The organism is Desulfosarcina cetonica JCM 12296 (assembly GCF_001311845.1).
In the GTDB taxonomy this organism is placed as follows: domain Bacteria; phylum Desulfobacterota; class Desulfobacteria; order Desulfobacterales; family Desulfosarcinaceae; genus Desulfosarcina; species Desulfosarcina cetonica.
Genome location: NZ_BBCC01000053.1, coordinates 1 through 13,022 on the forward strand (window position 1 = coordinate 1; position 13,022 = coordinate 13,022).

Consider the following 13,022-nt stretch of genomic DNA (forward strand, 5'->3'; position numbering starts at 1 on the left):
ACCCGCTACACTCAATCCCCGCCCGTAGTCGGTTTATTATGTTCCTCGCCTTGCTCAATTCTGTAAGCAACCGGTTACGGTCCTGGTGAAGTTCATCGATTTCAGAATCCAGATCGAGCAGCCTCTTTTTCAGCCATTCGATATGGGGGAATAGATCGGATGGATATTTGCCATATTTTTTCAGGATTTCTTGAATGATCTCGTTCATGGCCAGAAGGTAGCCAATTTTGGAAAGTTGGCAACGCTGGTGCTGTCGATGGCGGGACAGGGTAAAACGAAGGGGCCGAAGCGATCGGGAGGGTGGAGAGCATTTTTCGCTCCGGGCCCTATGCGGGATGGTATGATGCCAGTGTTAGGGACTCCCGCAAAATCGATTATCTAAACCAATCTGCTTTCTCATCGTACCTCTGGATCAGCGGTGCTTCAGATTCATCATCACAAAATTGAATGATCAAGACCTTTCCTTTTTTGGCGGCCTTAGCTTTATCAGAATAATACGTTCTGTCTATTATGGGGAATTTTGCGAAATGGTCCTCTGCCATCAGTGAGATGACGAAACTACCGCTGACCGGACACAAAAAACATTTGTACTTTTCGGAATTACCAGGTGGGTTATCGTATTTCGCTATTTTCCCGCAAAGGGGGCATTTTTGAGTTGGCATTTGTCACCGCCTTTGATTTTGTGGTTTTCGTATTTTTTGATCAGATCCTTAAGGGCTTCCTCCAATAAGGCAGCACGCCGGCACCCATGAGGGATACCGGAGGTGGCAGGCGGCACATCTCGCAAAATAATGGGCAAGACTCCACACCAAGAGGTCTTGCCCACCCCCGAGGAGGTATTCGGAGGAGCATCCTCCGACCCCAACTATGAACTTCAGCATTCATTGTGCCAAAACTATATAATGCTAATATATCATATAGTTATATATATTCGATCATAATTTTTCAGCATTGTTTCATGACATATCCGTAATAAAATGTCCTAAAATTACGAATTTGTCATAAAACAGCCGCCATGGGATTCCTGGGGGTATTTTGTTTGGTAATCCTGGGGATTACCGAGTATGCTCAATTGTGCTTATTCAATGTATCGGTAGAAGGGCCGATGCCGCGATTGGGTATTGTAATCAAACGAATCGATCTATTGTAAAAACCGGTGATAGATCGACCGTATCACAAGTCAGGGCAAATTACAGATGGGGTATTGTTAATCTGCCGTTTCAGACAGGTTATAAATCGAGAGATAAGTTTCAATGACACCAAAGCCTCAGAAAGTATCAAAAACCGTAAAAGCGTGAAAATTATTGCATTTAGCAAGATATTTTTTGTACTAAAATGAATAAAAAGTTTCTAAGATCCGTGTTGAACGCTATCATTTCATATCAATTGCCTTAAAAACGTTTGGGGGAATAATGAAAATCCTCAATGATCGATATACTATTGTCCCTAACCAAAAACCCCGTATAGGTGGCATGGCGGAAATTTGGCGTGCAATCGACATGTTTGAGGATCAAAAATCTGTGGCCATCAAGCTCTTTAGCCCAAACATTGAAGGCGATCGACTACATTTAGAAGCCTACGCTCGAGAATGCCAGGCACTTCAGAGACTCGACCATCCGAATATCGTACGAATTGTTGACGGAGGAAAGGATTCTGATGGTCGCAAGTTCCTTGTTTTAGAATGGCTTGAAACATCTCTATCTCAATATATCGAAAAAATCCACCGGCAGGTTGGGATAGCTTCTACGAAGAAATAGGGAAACCAATTCTCAATGCCCTTACATACGCCTTTGCTAAAGATATTCTCCATAGAGATTTGAAACTTCAAAATGTCCTCTTTTGTCCTGAGGGCGTTGTAAAAGTTGCGGATTTTGGGATTTCAAAATTAAGATCCTTCATTGCGCCGGCATGCACAGTAGCTGGATTCCGTTCAGAACCATATGCACCACCGGAGCAAGATTTTGGTTCATTTAGCGAAACTCGGGATGTATACAGTTTTGCAGTTTTAACTTTAGCCTGTCTCCATCAATGTCCAATTACAACCTATGAGGATGTGTACCGTTGCCTTGACGATTTTGATGGACCTCCAGAAATAGAAGACATCCTTAAGGCGGCTCTTTCAAGAAATCCGGAGGATCGTCCAAGTAATATTATTAAATTAAAAAATCTAATCGACATCGTCCAGTCAAAACGTGAAGCAGAATTCTCCAAAAAATTGAAGACACGCCGAATCAAGGTTAAAATCACTCGCTCTGTTGAAGAAAAGCTACGCCAATCATTAGATCAAGTAGGGATCGACGTAAGGAAATTTGTAATAGATGATTTAAATGAAATATGCGGTATTGGGCGCTATAAAAACGATAAACAAATCAATAGAAAAATATCTAATAATGATGGAAACCAACTATATATTCGACTATCCTTATATGCTGCGCAGTACCTTTATGCAGCTGTAATCGATGATGATACAAAAGGATTTCTTGTTTTAATCAACGTTTTCCCTTTTCAGCCATCTTATCTTGATTTCCAACGGGAATCTAATTGGAGGCCAGAAATCAGCTTCTCAAATCAGATAGGATCGCATGTGACCGGCGACGATGTTGACAATATAAAATGGCTAATTAATGGACTTGCAGAGCAAGAACAAATGTTATCTGAAAAGGAAGTATCAGCTAGATCCGAAAAGCTATTCAAAACATGGATGGCGATCCTACAAGCAAAAAGTGAGATAGAAACTCGAAGAGAAACTCCAATTCCATACGATGCAGTTAACAAAAGTGGGAGCCGGATAATACTTCATACAGATTATCCGCTTGATGATGACATAGTGGGGCAACCTAGACTCATAGAGCTATCAGAAAACCAAGTTGTTTCAGGAGAGATTGAGTCTATTGGAGATAGCCATTTGGTATTATGGGTAGAGTCTGAATTTTATGGCAGGATCCCCCATGAAGGAGACTTGTTATTTGACACTCGAGCAGGAAGAATTTCTATCCATCGTCAGCGCCAAGCGCTGGATGCAATCCGATTTAGAAGAGCTAGTCGAAATGATCTGGGTGATCTGCTTATGGACCCACAAAAAGCTATTCCACCATCCGATCAGAATGTAATCGAATTTATTCAAGATGACTTGGATAAGAGCAAGCAAGATGCAGTAAAAAAAGCTTTAGGAGCTGACTCATTTTTAGTAGTCGAGGGACCTCCAGGTACCGGCAAAACTCTATTCATCACTGAACTTGTAGTGCAGACACTGCTCCATAGTCCAAAGTCAAGGATACTATTGACTTCACAAACGCATGTTGCCTTAGACAATGCTTTGGAACGTATCCATAAGCTAAAACCCGACTTAAAACTTGTCAGGATTGGCCGTCGTCATGATGAGCGAATCTCTCCTGATGTTGAAGATTTGTTGTTAGAGAATCGCATTGATAAGTGGATTGAGTCCGTTAAGGAAAGTTCGGAACACTTTTTAGAGAATTTTGCCACCGAGATAGGTGTTGATCGGAAAGATCTTAATTTAGGAATGGCAGCGGAGCGCCTACGTGCTTCTCTCGAAAAGGTTAATGCTTTAGAAAAAAGAAAAGATGTCATTGATGAAGAGCTATGTATACTGAGGGAAAGCGAAAAAAAACGGTCTGCTGCAGATGCAAGCGAGACTTTCCATGAATTGAAAGAATCAATTCGTGAAGCCAGCGACATGGTAATGCAATTAGAGTCAGAATTGAAACGTGCACGCAGCGGAGTAAAACAAGCTCGAAGTATCATGGCAGAGATTCCCGAGATAGGAAATGAACTCTCGAGAGCTTCAATAGATGAACTTCGAGACTGGGAAGACGCCTTTCTAAGACAGAATGAACAAACACGTAAAATGCATCGTCTCGTAAAGCTAGCAGAAGAATGGTACCTACGTTTTGGCAGATCAAGAGACTTTTTCGCAGCATTAATTGCTGATTCTGAGGTTATCGCGGGAACATGCTTAGGTTTCGCTGGGGTGCGCGGCATTCAAAATCTCGACTTTGATCTTTGTATTGTCGATGAAGCTTCGAAGGCAACGGTCACTGAATTGTTAGTTCCTTTATCAAGATCAAAAAAATGGGTGCTTGTAGGTGACCGGAGACAACTTCCCCCCTTTGTAGATGATGCACTTGATGATAAAATGATTCTAGAAACTTATAATCTATCGCAAGATGACCTCAGTGCAACGCTACTTGAAATATTGATCCAGAATCTTCCTGTAGGTTGCGTAACTAGTTTGGTTCACCAGCATCGAATGATTCGTCCTATTGGCAACCTTATCAGTAATTGCTTTTACGATGGCCGCCTTCAAAGCGTAGATGATGGAGATCCTTTTGGACTCCGTCCTGCTTTGCTTAAACCAACGACTTGGTTCTCTACGAGTGGTCTTGACCATCGCGGAGAAAGCCGAGATCGTCAAAGTTATAAGAATATTGCCGAGGCTGGGGTGATTCGAAACCTTTTAAAAAGGATAGATTTTGTCGCGAAAGCTAAGGGAACTAAGTACTCGGTTGCCGTTCTTACGGGTTATGCGTCCCAAAAAATAGAACTGCTTAGGGCAATTGATTTAGAGTATCAAACAACAACAAATATCGACATAGAATGTAATACTGTAGATGCATTCCAAGGACGCGAAGCTGATATCGCAATTTATTCAATTACACGTAGCAATGATCGTGGAGATCTCGGCTTTCTGCGGGAACGACGACGGATTAATGTCGCACTGTCACGCGCGAAAATAGCACTTGCAATTATTGGGGACGCTGCATTTATTAGGTCTGCACAAGGAATTAATCCTTGGAACAAAGTGTTGGACTATATAGAGTCTCATCCTTTGGATTGCGCTCTGGAGGAGGTAACCGATGAATCTTGAACAGGTCGCAGAACGCTTCGATAATCGCACAGGATACAATCTTGTAGCATACGGACCTGTCGGGTTACCCGTATTTCGTATGACAACAATAGGTTTTTGTCTGAACAAAAAGGAGCTGGATCCTATTGAGGAATTCGTGTTGAGGGGAGTGGCGGCTGGGATCGAATCAGTTGGTCAGATTGCTGGCTTATTAGGGCTTGAAAAATCAGTTATTGAGTCATGCTTGTCTGAGCTGATTAGGACTGAATGTATACGAGTTCCATTTGCACAATCGATAAGAAGACGAAAAATTGAATTGACGCCAAAAGGGAAGTTAATCGCTGATGCACAAGAACAATTTTCTCCACTGGAGCAAACAGTTGTATTTTGGGTAGACGGATTGACTAGAAAACCAAGATTCTATCCTTTTGAAAGCCTCCTTAAACCTAGAGAGCTTAAAGCTGAAGGTATACCAGAAGTTCGTGCATTTCCTGCAAGACCTCCTGAGTTGCATGAAATTGACATTAAAGATGTAATTGAAGTTGTAAGGTTAGATACTGGTAGGGCTGAGACTCCCAGACAACTATTGCAAATCACATCTATCGAACGACGAGACCGTGTCTTTTTAGATGCAGTTGCGCTTGCTTACCGAGCGGAGACAGGAGGAGAGGTTCAGGTAGATTTCGCTATAGATGGCAGATTATCGAGAGAGCATGGTAAGGCATTTGATCGAGCAAATGGTGTTGAAAAAACAAAGCTGTTTCGAGGTCTATTAGAACGAATTGGACCATTATCAATAGCTGAAGTTATTGGTGACGATCTTTTAAAGCAAGTTGAAAAAGAATCTAAACAACAAAATAATTCAAAAGGATTACAGCAGGCCGCAAAAAGAGCAAGAGAAAGAATTTCAAACGCACGAATAGAGGCTGCAAAAAGCTCGACCACTGAATCGATGTTGGAGTCACAGAATGAAGATCATGCGGCAAGGGATGAACTCAGAGACCTTGAACATAAGATTGCAAGTATGCGAGTTAGGCCACTTGCGTCTATGAACATGCAACATTGCTTGAAGATGTAATGAAAACCGCAAGTGAGCGACTGCTTATTATTTCTCCATGGATTCGAAAAGCTGTTGTAAACAGTACATTTACAGAGGCGTTGAAGAGTACATTGCAAAGAGGTGTCAGAGTCTACATTGGATATGGACTTGGCGCAAAAGGTGAACGAGAAAACAAATGGGATGCTGAGGCTCGACAAGATTTAGAAGAAATAGCTCAATCGTACAACCACTTCTTTCTTAAGCGTACGGGCGATACGCATGCCAAAGTTTTAGTTAAGGATCATGATTTTTTTGTAATTACAAGTTTTAACTGGCTTTCATTCAAGGGAGACCCCCATCGCACATTTCGCGAGGAATGGGGGACTTTAGTCTCTATTCCAAAGATTGTGGATGATTTTTTTGATAAAATCGTAAAACGTTTTGATTAAGTCCTCGATTTCTCAAAAGAGTGTACTAACCCAAGTTTGTGGGTTCGAAATTTAAACAATATATTTTCAGCAAGTTAGAATCCTAAAAAAGTTTGTATGGCACTACAAATTTTCAATTTTATAATCAATCCCGCCGGTTGTTACCAACGTAGACTAGCAAAATAGCAGCCAAACAGTCTCTTTTCATAGATGGCTACATGAACATAGTGATGATTTTTGTAACTTCATTTAAATTGGGGGAACATTGGGAACAGATATGATTTTATGCGTTTCCTACCAATAAAACAGCCGGATCACCCACAATTCATTGTTCCGCCCTGCAGATGAAAAATGTATCTTCTTTTGGTCTGCCGCCAGATACTGGAGATAATCATATAGATTAGCAGCGCGGTGATTAGTACAGGTACTATGCAAAGCAACGTTTATTCAACTACTTGTGATATTTAAATATATAACCATCACCATCCGTGCCGATCAGATTTTTATGGTCGGTAATTACCGGGTGTTCGAAACAATCAACAATGACGGATTCGTAAAAAGCCCGATATCGGCGTTACGCTTCATCCCTCGTCACTGCGGCGTACGCAATAGTACGCCTCATTCCTCGGGATTCGCAAGCCTTGATCTCGGGCTTTTTACGAATCCGTCGGAAATGCGACTTTTTACGAGTTCATCAACAATGGGCAATCGTTAATCGGTGTTAAATGAAATAAATAGGAACTAAAAAAAGCCGGATACCAGCTGACTTCGGACAGCACTGCAAGGCCACCCGGCGCTGACTATTCGGTGCGGATTAACGTTCAACGATCATTGGCCGGATGATCAAAAAAATAGCCAACCCCAGGAATATGGCCGTAGCGGCGGTGACGAAGATGATCCAAAAGCCGAAAAGTTCGCCGAGTTGGCCCATGACCAATGCGCCGATGAACACCCCGGCATCGAAACCGCCGGTAAGCACACCGTTGACATTGCCCCGATTGTCGGCTCTTATTGGACGAATGGTCACGGCGATCAAGCTGGGAAAAAGCAGGCCATGTCCCATTCCCGCCAAAAATCCGGTTCCCATCAGGCCCGCTGTGGTTGACACGCCGATCAGACAAAGGAATCCAATCCCGCCCATGACCAAGGCAACCGGCATAATCCGTATCTCGCCAAATCGGTTGACAAGATAGCCGCACAGTATCCTCGCCAATACCGCCGATCCGGAATAGGCCGCAAAATAGGATGAAACGGATAACGCGTTTTTTGGGCAAAGGGGGCAACAAAACTGCTGTGAGCCGCAAAGGCCAAGCCGAAACAAAGGCAGATCACGGACATGCGCCAGACAATGGGAATGCGGAGCACCTGGAAGAATTTACTATTGCCTGGCACCGTACCGGCGGCAGGAGTAAATCGATCCCGCAGGGGCATCAAAGAGAGGAGGGCGGCAATAAAAAAGGCCAACCCGATGAAAAAGATGGCGTTAAATCCCCACTGATGAACCATGCCTTCGGCCACGACGGGGCCCAATGCGATGCCCACCAGGGGCGTGATACCAAAGTAGCCGATCCCTTCGGTGAGCCGGGACGCGGGCACCAGGTCGGCGGCCATGGTCAGACTGGCGACAACGCAGAGCGCCAGGCCCACGCCGAACATCAGCCGCAGTACCAAAAGCAGGGGGAAGGCTTGATTGATGGAACCATCAATAAAAAGGTGGATCACGCTCACCAGCATCAGCAACAGGCTCGCGATCACCAGGCTGGGCTTGCGGCCAATTCGATCCACAAGTTCGGAAACCATGGGACGTCCACAAACCGCCGCCAAGGACATGGCCCCCATGAGGATGCCGATATCGGCCTTGCTGCCCCCAATATCCAAAACATACAAGGGGAACAAGAAAAATACCCCCATGCCGGTCTGCAAGATCATACTACAGGCCAGTAACACTAAAAAAGAGCCCGTGAAAAGCGGCTCCTTCTGAGGATTTGAACCGTGCGCCATACCCATTTCCATCTGTCAACGGTTCGAGTATCCGAAGATCAGTCTTGTGTCTCTATTTGATATTTCTTTATTTTACGCTGCAGCGATCTGCGTGGAATCTTCAATAATTTAGCGGTGGCACCACGATGTCCGCGGGTTTGGTCCAACGCTTCTGCAATCATCTTCTTTTCCAATGATTCGATGGCGGATATACTCCACCAGTAGATGGATATCCTCACGCCGCTCGCGCAGGGGGGGCAGGCGGATTTCGATAACCAAAGAACTCCCTTTCAAAAAGCGACGCGGTAACGGCACCGCAATTCACCGTGATGAAGGGTTCATTGTTAGTAAACCGCAGGGCGTGAATTAGCGGTTAACAGTGATGTTGGCAAAGGCACACGCTTTGAATTGCACCCAACCTGCGTAAAAAAGCTATATCCTGAACTGACATGAAGCCCAAAAAGGGATCCGGATCTGAAGCGGGCTTTTTCCGAATCCGTCATGCTTCGGTTTGCCACGCCACCGTGAAATCATCACGGACGGTAATGGCGGCCACGTGGTCGCCGAACCAGTGGTGCCGCACCGGCCAGGGCTGGGCGTCAAAGGTCAACAGCATCTGGGTTTCGTCCTCCACCGACTTCACCCGACAGCGCGAGAGCCCGGCAAATCCCTTGCCCACCGCCTTGAGGACGGCTTCCTTGGCGGTCCAGATACGGAAGAAGTTGCGTTGGGGATCGCCAATTAACTGCGCCCACTCTGCGGCATCGGCCACCCGGTCAAGCAGACCGGCGTGGACCGGACGCATGGTCTCCAGATCGATACCCACCGGCATCGGTGCGGCAACCCCGCCCACCACGTCAGTTTTGTGGCTCAGGGACCAGTGGACGCCATCCACCGGCAAGGGCACGCCATCGGCATCCTTGGGAAAGCTATCCAAGCGCAAGCCGCTGATCTGGCACGACCGGGTGAGGGCCACGCGGGCCAGACGACTCAAGATCTTGACCATGGCGCGCCGGTCCGATCCGCGCTGGTCGGCGCTGACCGGCAGGATCACCGGATAAAGCGTTTTCATCGTTTCTCTTCGCCTTGCCGCATCTCGTGCCGAACCTTAAGGGCCAATTCATAGACCGTCTTGCGCGGCAATTGATACTTCCGGGCCACTTCCTTGGCCACGCCGGAGAGTCGCGCGTCGGGATCGGCCAGGGCTTCGCGCAGACGATCGGCCAGGTCGCCCATACCGATGGATTCGGCTGACGGTGCGCCGCCCACCAGAAGGGTGCACTCTCCTTTTATCTCGGAACGCTGTTTCAGACTGGCCGCGAGCTGGGAAAGCGTGCCGCGGACAAATTCCTCATGCAGCTTGGTCATCTCACGGGCCAGAACCGCTTGCCGGTCCCCCATGGCGCGCTGCAAATCCGCCAGGAAGTCAATGATGCGGTGGGGAGACTCGTAGAAGATCAAGGTGCGTGGTTCTCCGGCGAGCGACTGCAACAACGCGTCCCGGCGACCTTTCTTCTTGGGCGCGAAGCCAACAAAGGTGAACATATCCGTGGGCAGGCCGGCGGCGCTGAGGGCCGTTATGGCGGCCGATACGCCCGGCACGGGGAAGACATCCAGGCCGGCCGCAATGGTCGCCCGGACCAGCCGGTAGCCCGGATCGGAAACCGACGGGGTTCCCGCATCGGACACGAGCGCCACGGCCATGCCCGCGCGAATCTTCTCGATCAAGACGTCGGTACGCTGCTGTTCGTTGTGTTCATGACAGGAAATCAGGGGCGTGCGGATGTGGTAGTGGGCCAGCAGGCGGGCCGTATGACGCGTGTCCTCGGCGGCGATCAGAGCCACCGTTTTAAGAATCCGCAGGGCACGCACGGTAATGTCTTCCAGATTACCGATGGGCGTGGCCACGACATAGAGGCCGCCGGGGCAAGGTACTGCCGCGGGCTCATCCGTAGGCAAGGTTGAAGGCATCCTTCACCACTTCGATGTGGGGCGACCCCGGCGCCGTGTCGATGGCGACCACGTCGAAACGGGCACGGGCATCGATCCGGTCGCAGGCTTTCAGATACATCAGGGCAACCATGGAGATCTTGCGTTGTTTGGCGGGTGTCACCGCCGCCTTGGGGCTGCCGAAGCGACGCGAACTGCGCGCCTTGACTTCCACGAAGACGATCGTGCCCTTCTCCTGGGCGATGATGTCGATCTCCCCCTGGGGGGTGCGGTAGTTGGTTTCGAGGATGCGATAGCCCCGCCGTTTGAGATAATCGACCGCCAACCGTTCGCTGCTTTTCCCGAATTGTTGCTGACGGTTCAGCATGCAAAACTCCATGAAGGGGGCGGGGCGGTCCAGGTCAACGCTTGCCGGTGGACCCGGTCAGCGGCAGATGTTCCCTGACCCCCTTGAATGAACGCCGGTGGATGGGCGAGCAGCCGTAATGGGCGATGGCGGCCCGATGGGCTTGCGTGGGATAGCCCTTGTGCCGGCAAAAGCCGAATTCGGGATACAGGTCGTCGATCTGGCCCATGATCCGGTCCCGGGTGACTTTGGCCACAATCGAAGCCGCAGCGATGGAGATGCTGCGCGAATCCCCCTTTTTCAGCGCCATTTGGGGAAGATCCGTGGCGATCGTGAAAATCCCGTCGATCAAAAGATAGTCCGGACGAGGGGCCAGGTTGGCAACGGCCATGACCATGGATCGCAGACTGGCCTGCAGAATATTGTCGCGATCGATTTCAGGGACATCCACCACGCCGATGCCGATCGACCGGGCCACCCCATAAAGCCGGTCGTAAAGCCGGTTGCGCATGGCCGGGGTCAATTTTTTGGAGTCGTCGACCCCGGGCAGATCCATCTCCTCCGGCAGGATGACGGCGGCAGAAACGACGGGACCGGCCAGGGGACCCCGGCCGGCCTCGTCAATGCCTGCAATCGTCGCATGGCCCATCTGACGGGCCTTTTTTTCGAATTCCCAGAGATCTGATACCATATCGTCGGGAACGCTTAGTTGAACCGTCGCTCCCGGATTCTGGCGGCTTTCCCGCGCAGCTTGCGCAGGTAGTAGATCTTGGCCCGCCGTACGCGGCCATGGGTCACGACCTCGATGCGATCGATGATGGGCGAATTGATGGGGAACACGCGTTCCACGCCGACGCCATAGGAAACTTTGCGCACGGTAAAGGTCGCATTGGCCAGCCCTTTTTTCTTGCTGATGACCACCCCTTGAAAGGCCTGGAGACGCTCCTTGTTGCCTTCACGAATCTTCACGTGCACGGTGACGGTGTCCCCGGGGATAAAGTGGGGCAGATCCATGCGGACCTGTTCTCGCTCAATGTTTTTGATGATTTCCATGATCACTCCCGATGTTGATGTTGTAATTGAAACCGTTTCAGTTCCGGTCCCCCAGCAGCCGGTCCAGCAGGATGGCCGCGGCGGATCGGACGGATAGGTGATTGTATGTTTCTGCCCCTTTAAGCGGCTCAAGGATGTGGTCGGCGGCATCCATGAAACCGTCGCAAAGCCCCCACGCCGTTCCCAAGGCCAGCATCACCGGTGTGGGTTCGGCCAGCATGGCCCGCAACCGTCGGTGTGCCAGGCCGCCGTTATGGCGGCGGGCGGTGGTGGCCACGATCTTGGGGCGCCGGCCGTGGATGTGGGCGATATCGTGGGCGGCCGCCTCAACCGTCGCTCAACCCGGATCAGTTCCAGGGCCTGATGCCGCTTGGGGTTGTAACGCGCGCCGGCCCCGGTGGTCCAGTGGTCGAGAATACGCTTGACCAGCCTTATCTGGTCTTCCAGCGGCGTAACGATGTAATATCCCGCCACGCCGTAAGTTCTGCACGCCCGGGCGATATCATGCAAATCCAGGTTGGTGACCGCCGAGGCGATGATCTGCCCGTTTTTGTCGATCACCGGATAATGGATCAGGGCGACGTATAACCGGCTACCCAAGCAGTCTGTCAAGGTCCTGCCGCCATTTCATCAGGATCGCCCGCTCCGCGGCGGAGAATTCCCGCTTGGTCAAAAGATCGGGCCGTTTCAGCACGGTCCGCATCAGCGCCGTTTCCTGGCGCCACTGATCGATCGCCGCGTGGTTGCCGGATTGCAACACCGCCGGAACCGTCTGACCATTGAAGGTTGCCGGCCGGGTATAGTGCGCGTATTCCACCAATCCGTCGCTGAAGGTATCGCTGCCGGCGGAATCGGCATTGCCCAAAACGCCGGGAATCAACCGGGTGACCGCATCGATCACCACCATGGCGCCCAGTTCGCCACCGGTCAGCACAAAATCGCCGATGGAGATCTCCGCGTCCACATGGGTATCGATAAAGCGTTCATCCACCCCTTCGTATCGACCGCAGACCAGGATCAAGGCCTCGGACGCGGCCAACGCCTGGGCGGCCGCCTGATCGAAGCACCGCCCCTGGGGGGACAGCAACAGGGTCGTTGCCGACGTCAGTCCGGATTTGGCTACCGCCAGGGCCGCCGTCAGGGGCTCCGGCTTCATGACCATGCCGCATCCGCCGCCATAGGGCCGGTCGTCGGTCACCCGATGACGTCCCGCGGCATGATCGCGGATGTTGATGGTCCGGGCGGCCAGCTTGTCGGCCTGTATCGCCCGCCGGATGATGCCGTGGGCCCAGAACGGCTCGAACAGCTCGGGAAAGAGCGTCAGTACACAAACCTTCATGGCACCCTGCCCACGGCTGC

At 49.9% G+C, this 13,022-nt stretch carries 16 protein-coding genes and 1 pseudogene; 4 read left to right on the top strand and 13 right to left on the bottom strand.

Features of this window, described 5'->3' with window-relative positions; genetic code table 11:
- Together JCM12296_RS41815 and JCM12296_RS38275 are read right to left on the bottom strand one after the other, a co-directional pair.
- The coding region (locus JCM12296_RS41815) for a hypothetical protein (RefSeq protein ID WP_218188073.1) at positions 1-208 on the bottom strand (208 nt) is incomplete at its 3' end.
- A gap of 166 nt (positions 209-374) precedes the next feature.
- Positions 375-662: a hypothetical protein gene (locus JCM12296_RS38275; RefSeq protein ID WP_157067600.1), complete on the bottom strand. Its 288-nt coding sequence runs from the start codon at positions 660-662 to the stop codon at positions 375-377.
- A gap of 750 nt (positions 663-1,412) precedes the next feature.
- Between JCM12296_RS38275 and JCM12296_RS13605 the strand changes: the two genes are divergently transcribed.
- The 4 genes from JCM12296_RS13605 to JCM12296_RS13620 are packed head-to-tail and all read left to right on the top strand — an operon-like array spanning position 1,413 to position 6,355.
- Complete coding sequence (locus JCM12296_RS13605; protein ID WP_054693899.1) at positions 1,413-1,757, top strand: protein kinase; 345 nt, start codon at positions 1,413-1,415, stop codon at positions 1,755-1,757.
- Positions 1,758-1,765: 8 nt separating this feature from the next.
- Positions 1,766-4,888 carry an AAA domain-containing protein gene (locus tag JCM12296_RS13610; protein WP_281492011.1) on the top strand — a complete coding sequence of 1,041 codons (3,123 nt, stop codon included), beginning with the start codon at positions 1,766-1,768 and terminating at the stop codon, positions 4,886-4,888.
- Complete coding sequence (locus JCM12296_RS13615; RefSeq protein ID WP_054693905.1) at positions 4,878-5,945, top strand: hypothetical protein; 1,068 nt, start codon at positions 4,878-4,880, stop codon at positions 5,943-5,945. Before JCM12296_RS13610 ends, JCM12296_RS13615 begins: the two co-directional genes overlap by 11 nt.
- Positions 5,945-6,355 carry a phospholipase D-like domain-containing protein gene (locus JCM12296_RS13620; protein WP_054693907.1) on the top strand — a complete coding sequence of 137 codons (411 nt, stop codon included), beginning with the start codon at positions 5,945-5,947 and terminating at the stop codon, positions 6,353-6,355. The genes JCM12296_RS13615 and JCM12296_RS13620 overlap by 1 nt, the downstream gene beginning before the upstream one ends.
- A 793-nt stretch (positions 6,356-7,148) precedes the next feature.
- Here JCM12296_RS13620 and JCM12296_RS39850 read toward each other — a convergent pair.
- The 11 genes and pseudogenes from JCM12296_RS39850 to trmD form a co-directional block, all read right to left on the bottom strand.
- Positions 7,149-7,547, bottom strand: a complete 399-nt coding sequence (locus JCM12296_RS39850) for an MFS transporter (RefSeq protein WP_246804274.1) — start codon at positions 7,545-7,547, stop codon at positions 7,149-7,151.
- Positions 7,448-8,347 carry an MFS transporter gene (locus tag JCM12296_RS13630; protein WP_083456128.1) on the bottom strand — a complete coding sequence of 300 codons (900 nt, stop codon included), beginning with the start codon at positions 8,345-8,347 and terminating at the stop codon, positions 7,448-7,450. The genes JCM12296_RS39850 and JCM12296_RS13630 overlap by 100 nt, the downstream gene beginning before the upstream one ends.
- A gap of 26 nt (positions 8,348-8,373) precedes the next feature.
- Positions 8,374-8,553, bottom strand: a complete 180-nt coding sequence (locus JCM12296_RS50475; RefSeq protein WP_422698740.1) for a helix-turn-helix domain-containing protein — start codon at positions 8,551-8,553, stop codon at positions 8,374-8,376.
- Entirely contained in the window at positions 8,550-8,681 is a 132-nt protein-coding gene (locus tag JCM12296_RS50480; RefSeq protein WP_083456129.1) for a sigma 54-interacting transcriptional regulator, read from the bottom strand. The genes JCM12296_RS50475 and JCM12296_RS50480 overlap by 4 nt, the downstream gene beginning before the upstream one ends.
- Positions 8,682-8,813: 132 nt before the next feature.
- Positions 8,814-9,386: a 4'-phosphopantetheinyl transferase family protein gene (locus tag JCM12296_RS13635; RefSeq protein WP_054693916.1), complete on the bottom strand. Its 573-nt coding sequence runs from the start codon at positions 9,384-9,386 to the stop codon at positions 8,814-8,816.
- The gene (rsmI, locus tag JCM12296_RS13640) at positions 9,383-10,273 is read right to left on the bottom strand and encodes a 16S rRNA (cytidine(1402)-2'-O)-methyltransferase (RefSeq protein WP_246804276.1); all 891 of its coding nucleotides are present in this window, start codon (positions 10,271-10,273) and stop codon (positions 9,383-9,385) included. Before rsmI ends, JCM12296_RS13635 begins: the two co-directional genes overlap by 4 nt.
- Positions 10,260-10,631 carry a YraN family protein gene (locus JCM12296_RS13645; protein WP_054693922.1) on the bottom strand — a complete coding sequence of 124 codons (372 nt, stop codon included), beginning with the start codon at positions 10,629-10,631 and terminating at the stop codon, positions 10,260-10,262. Before JCM12296_RS13645 ends, rsmI begins: the two co-directional genes overlap by 14 nt.
- 34 nt (positions 10,632-10,665) lie before the next feature.
- Complete coding sequence (locus JCM12296_RS13650) at positions 10,666-11,301, bottom strand: ribonuclease HII (RefSeq protein WP_054693925.1); 636 nt, start codon at positions 11,299-11,301, stop codon at positions 10,666-10,668.
- Positions 11,302-11,315: 14 nt separating this feature from the next.
- Positions 11,316-11,663: a 50S ribosomal protein L19 gene (gene rplS / locus JCM12296_RS13655; RefSeq protein WP_054693979.1), complete on the bottom strand. Its 348-nt coding sequence runs from the start codon at positions 11,661-11,663 to the stop codon at positions 11,316-11,318.
- A 37-nt stretch (positions 11,664-11,700) separates the two neighbouring features.
- Positions 11,701-12,224: pseudogene (locus JCM12296_RS50485) on the bottom strand (RNA methyltransferase).
- A gap of 31 nt (positions 12,225-12,255) precedes the next feature.
- Positions 12,256-13,002, bottom strand: coding sequence for a tRNA (guanosine(37)-N1)-methyltransferase TrmD (gene trmD, locus JCM12296_RS13665; RefSeq protein ID WP_054693928.1), 747 nt, complete (start codon positions 13,000-13,002; stop codon positions 12,256-12,258).
- Between the last annotated feature and the right edge of the window lie 20 nt (positions 13,003-13,022).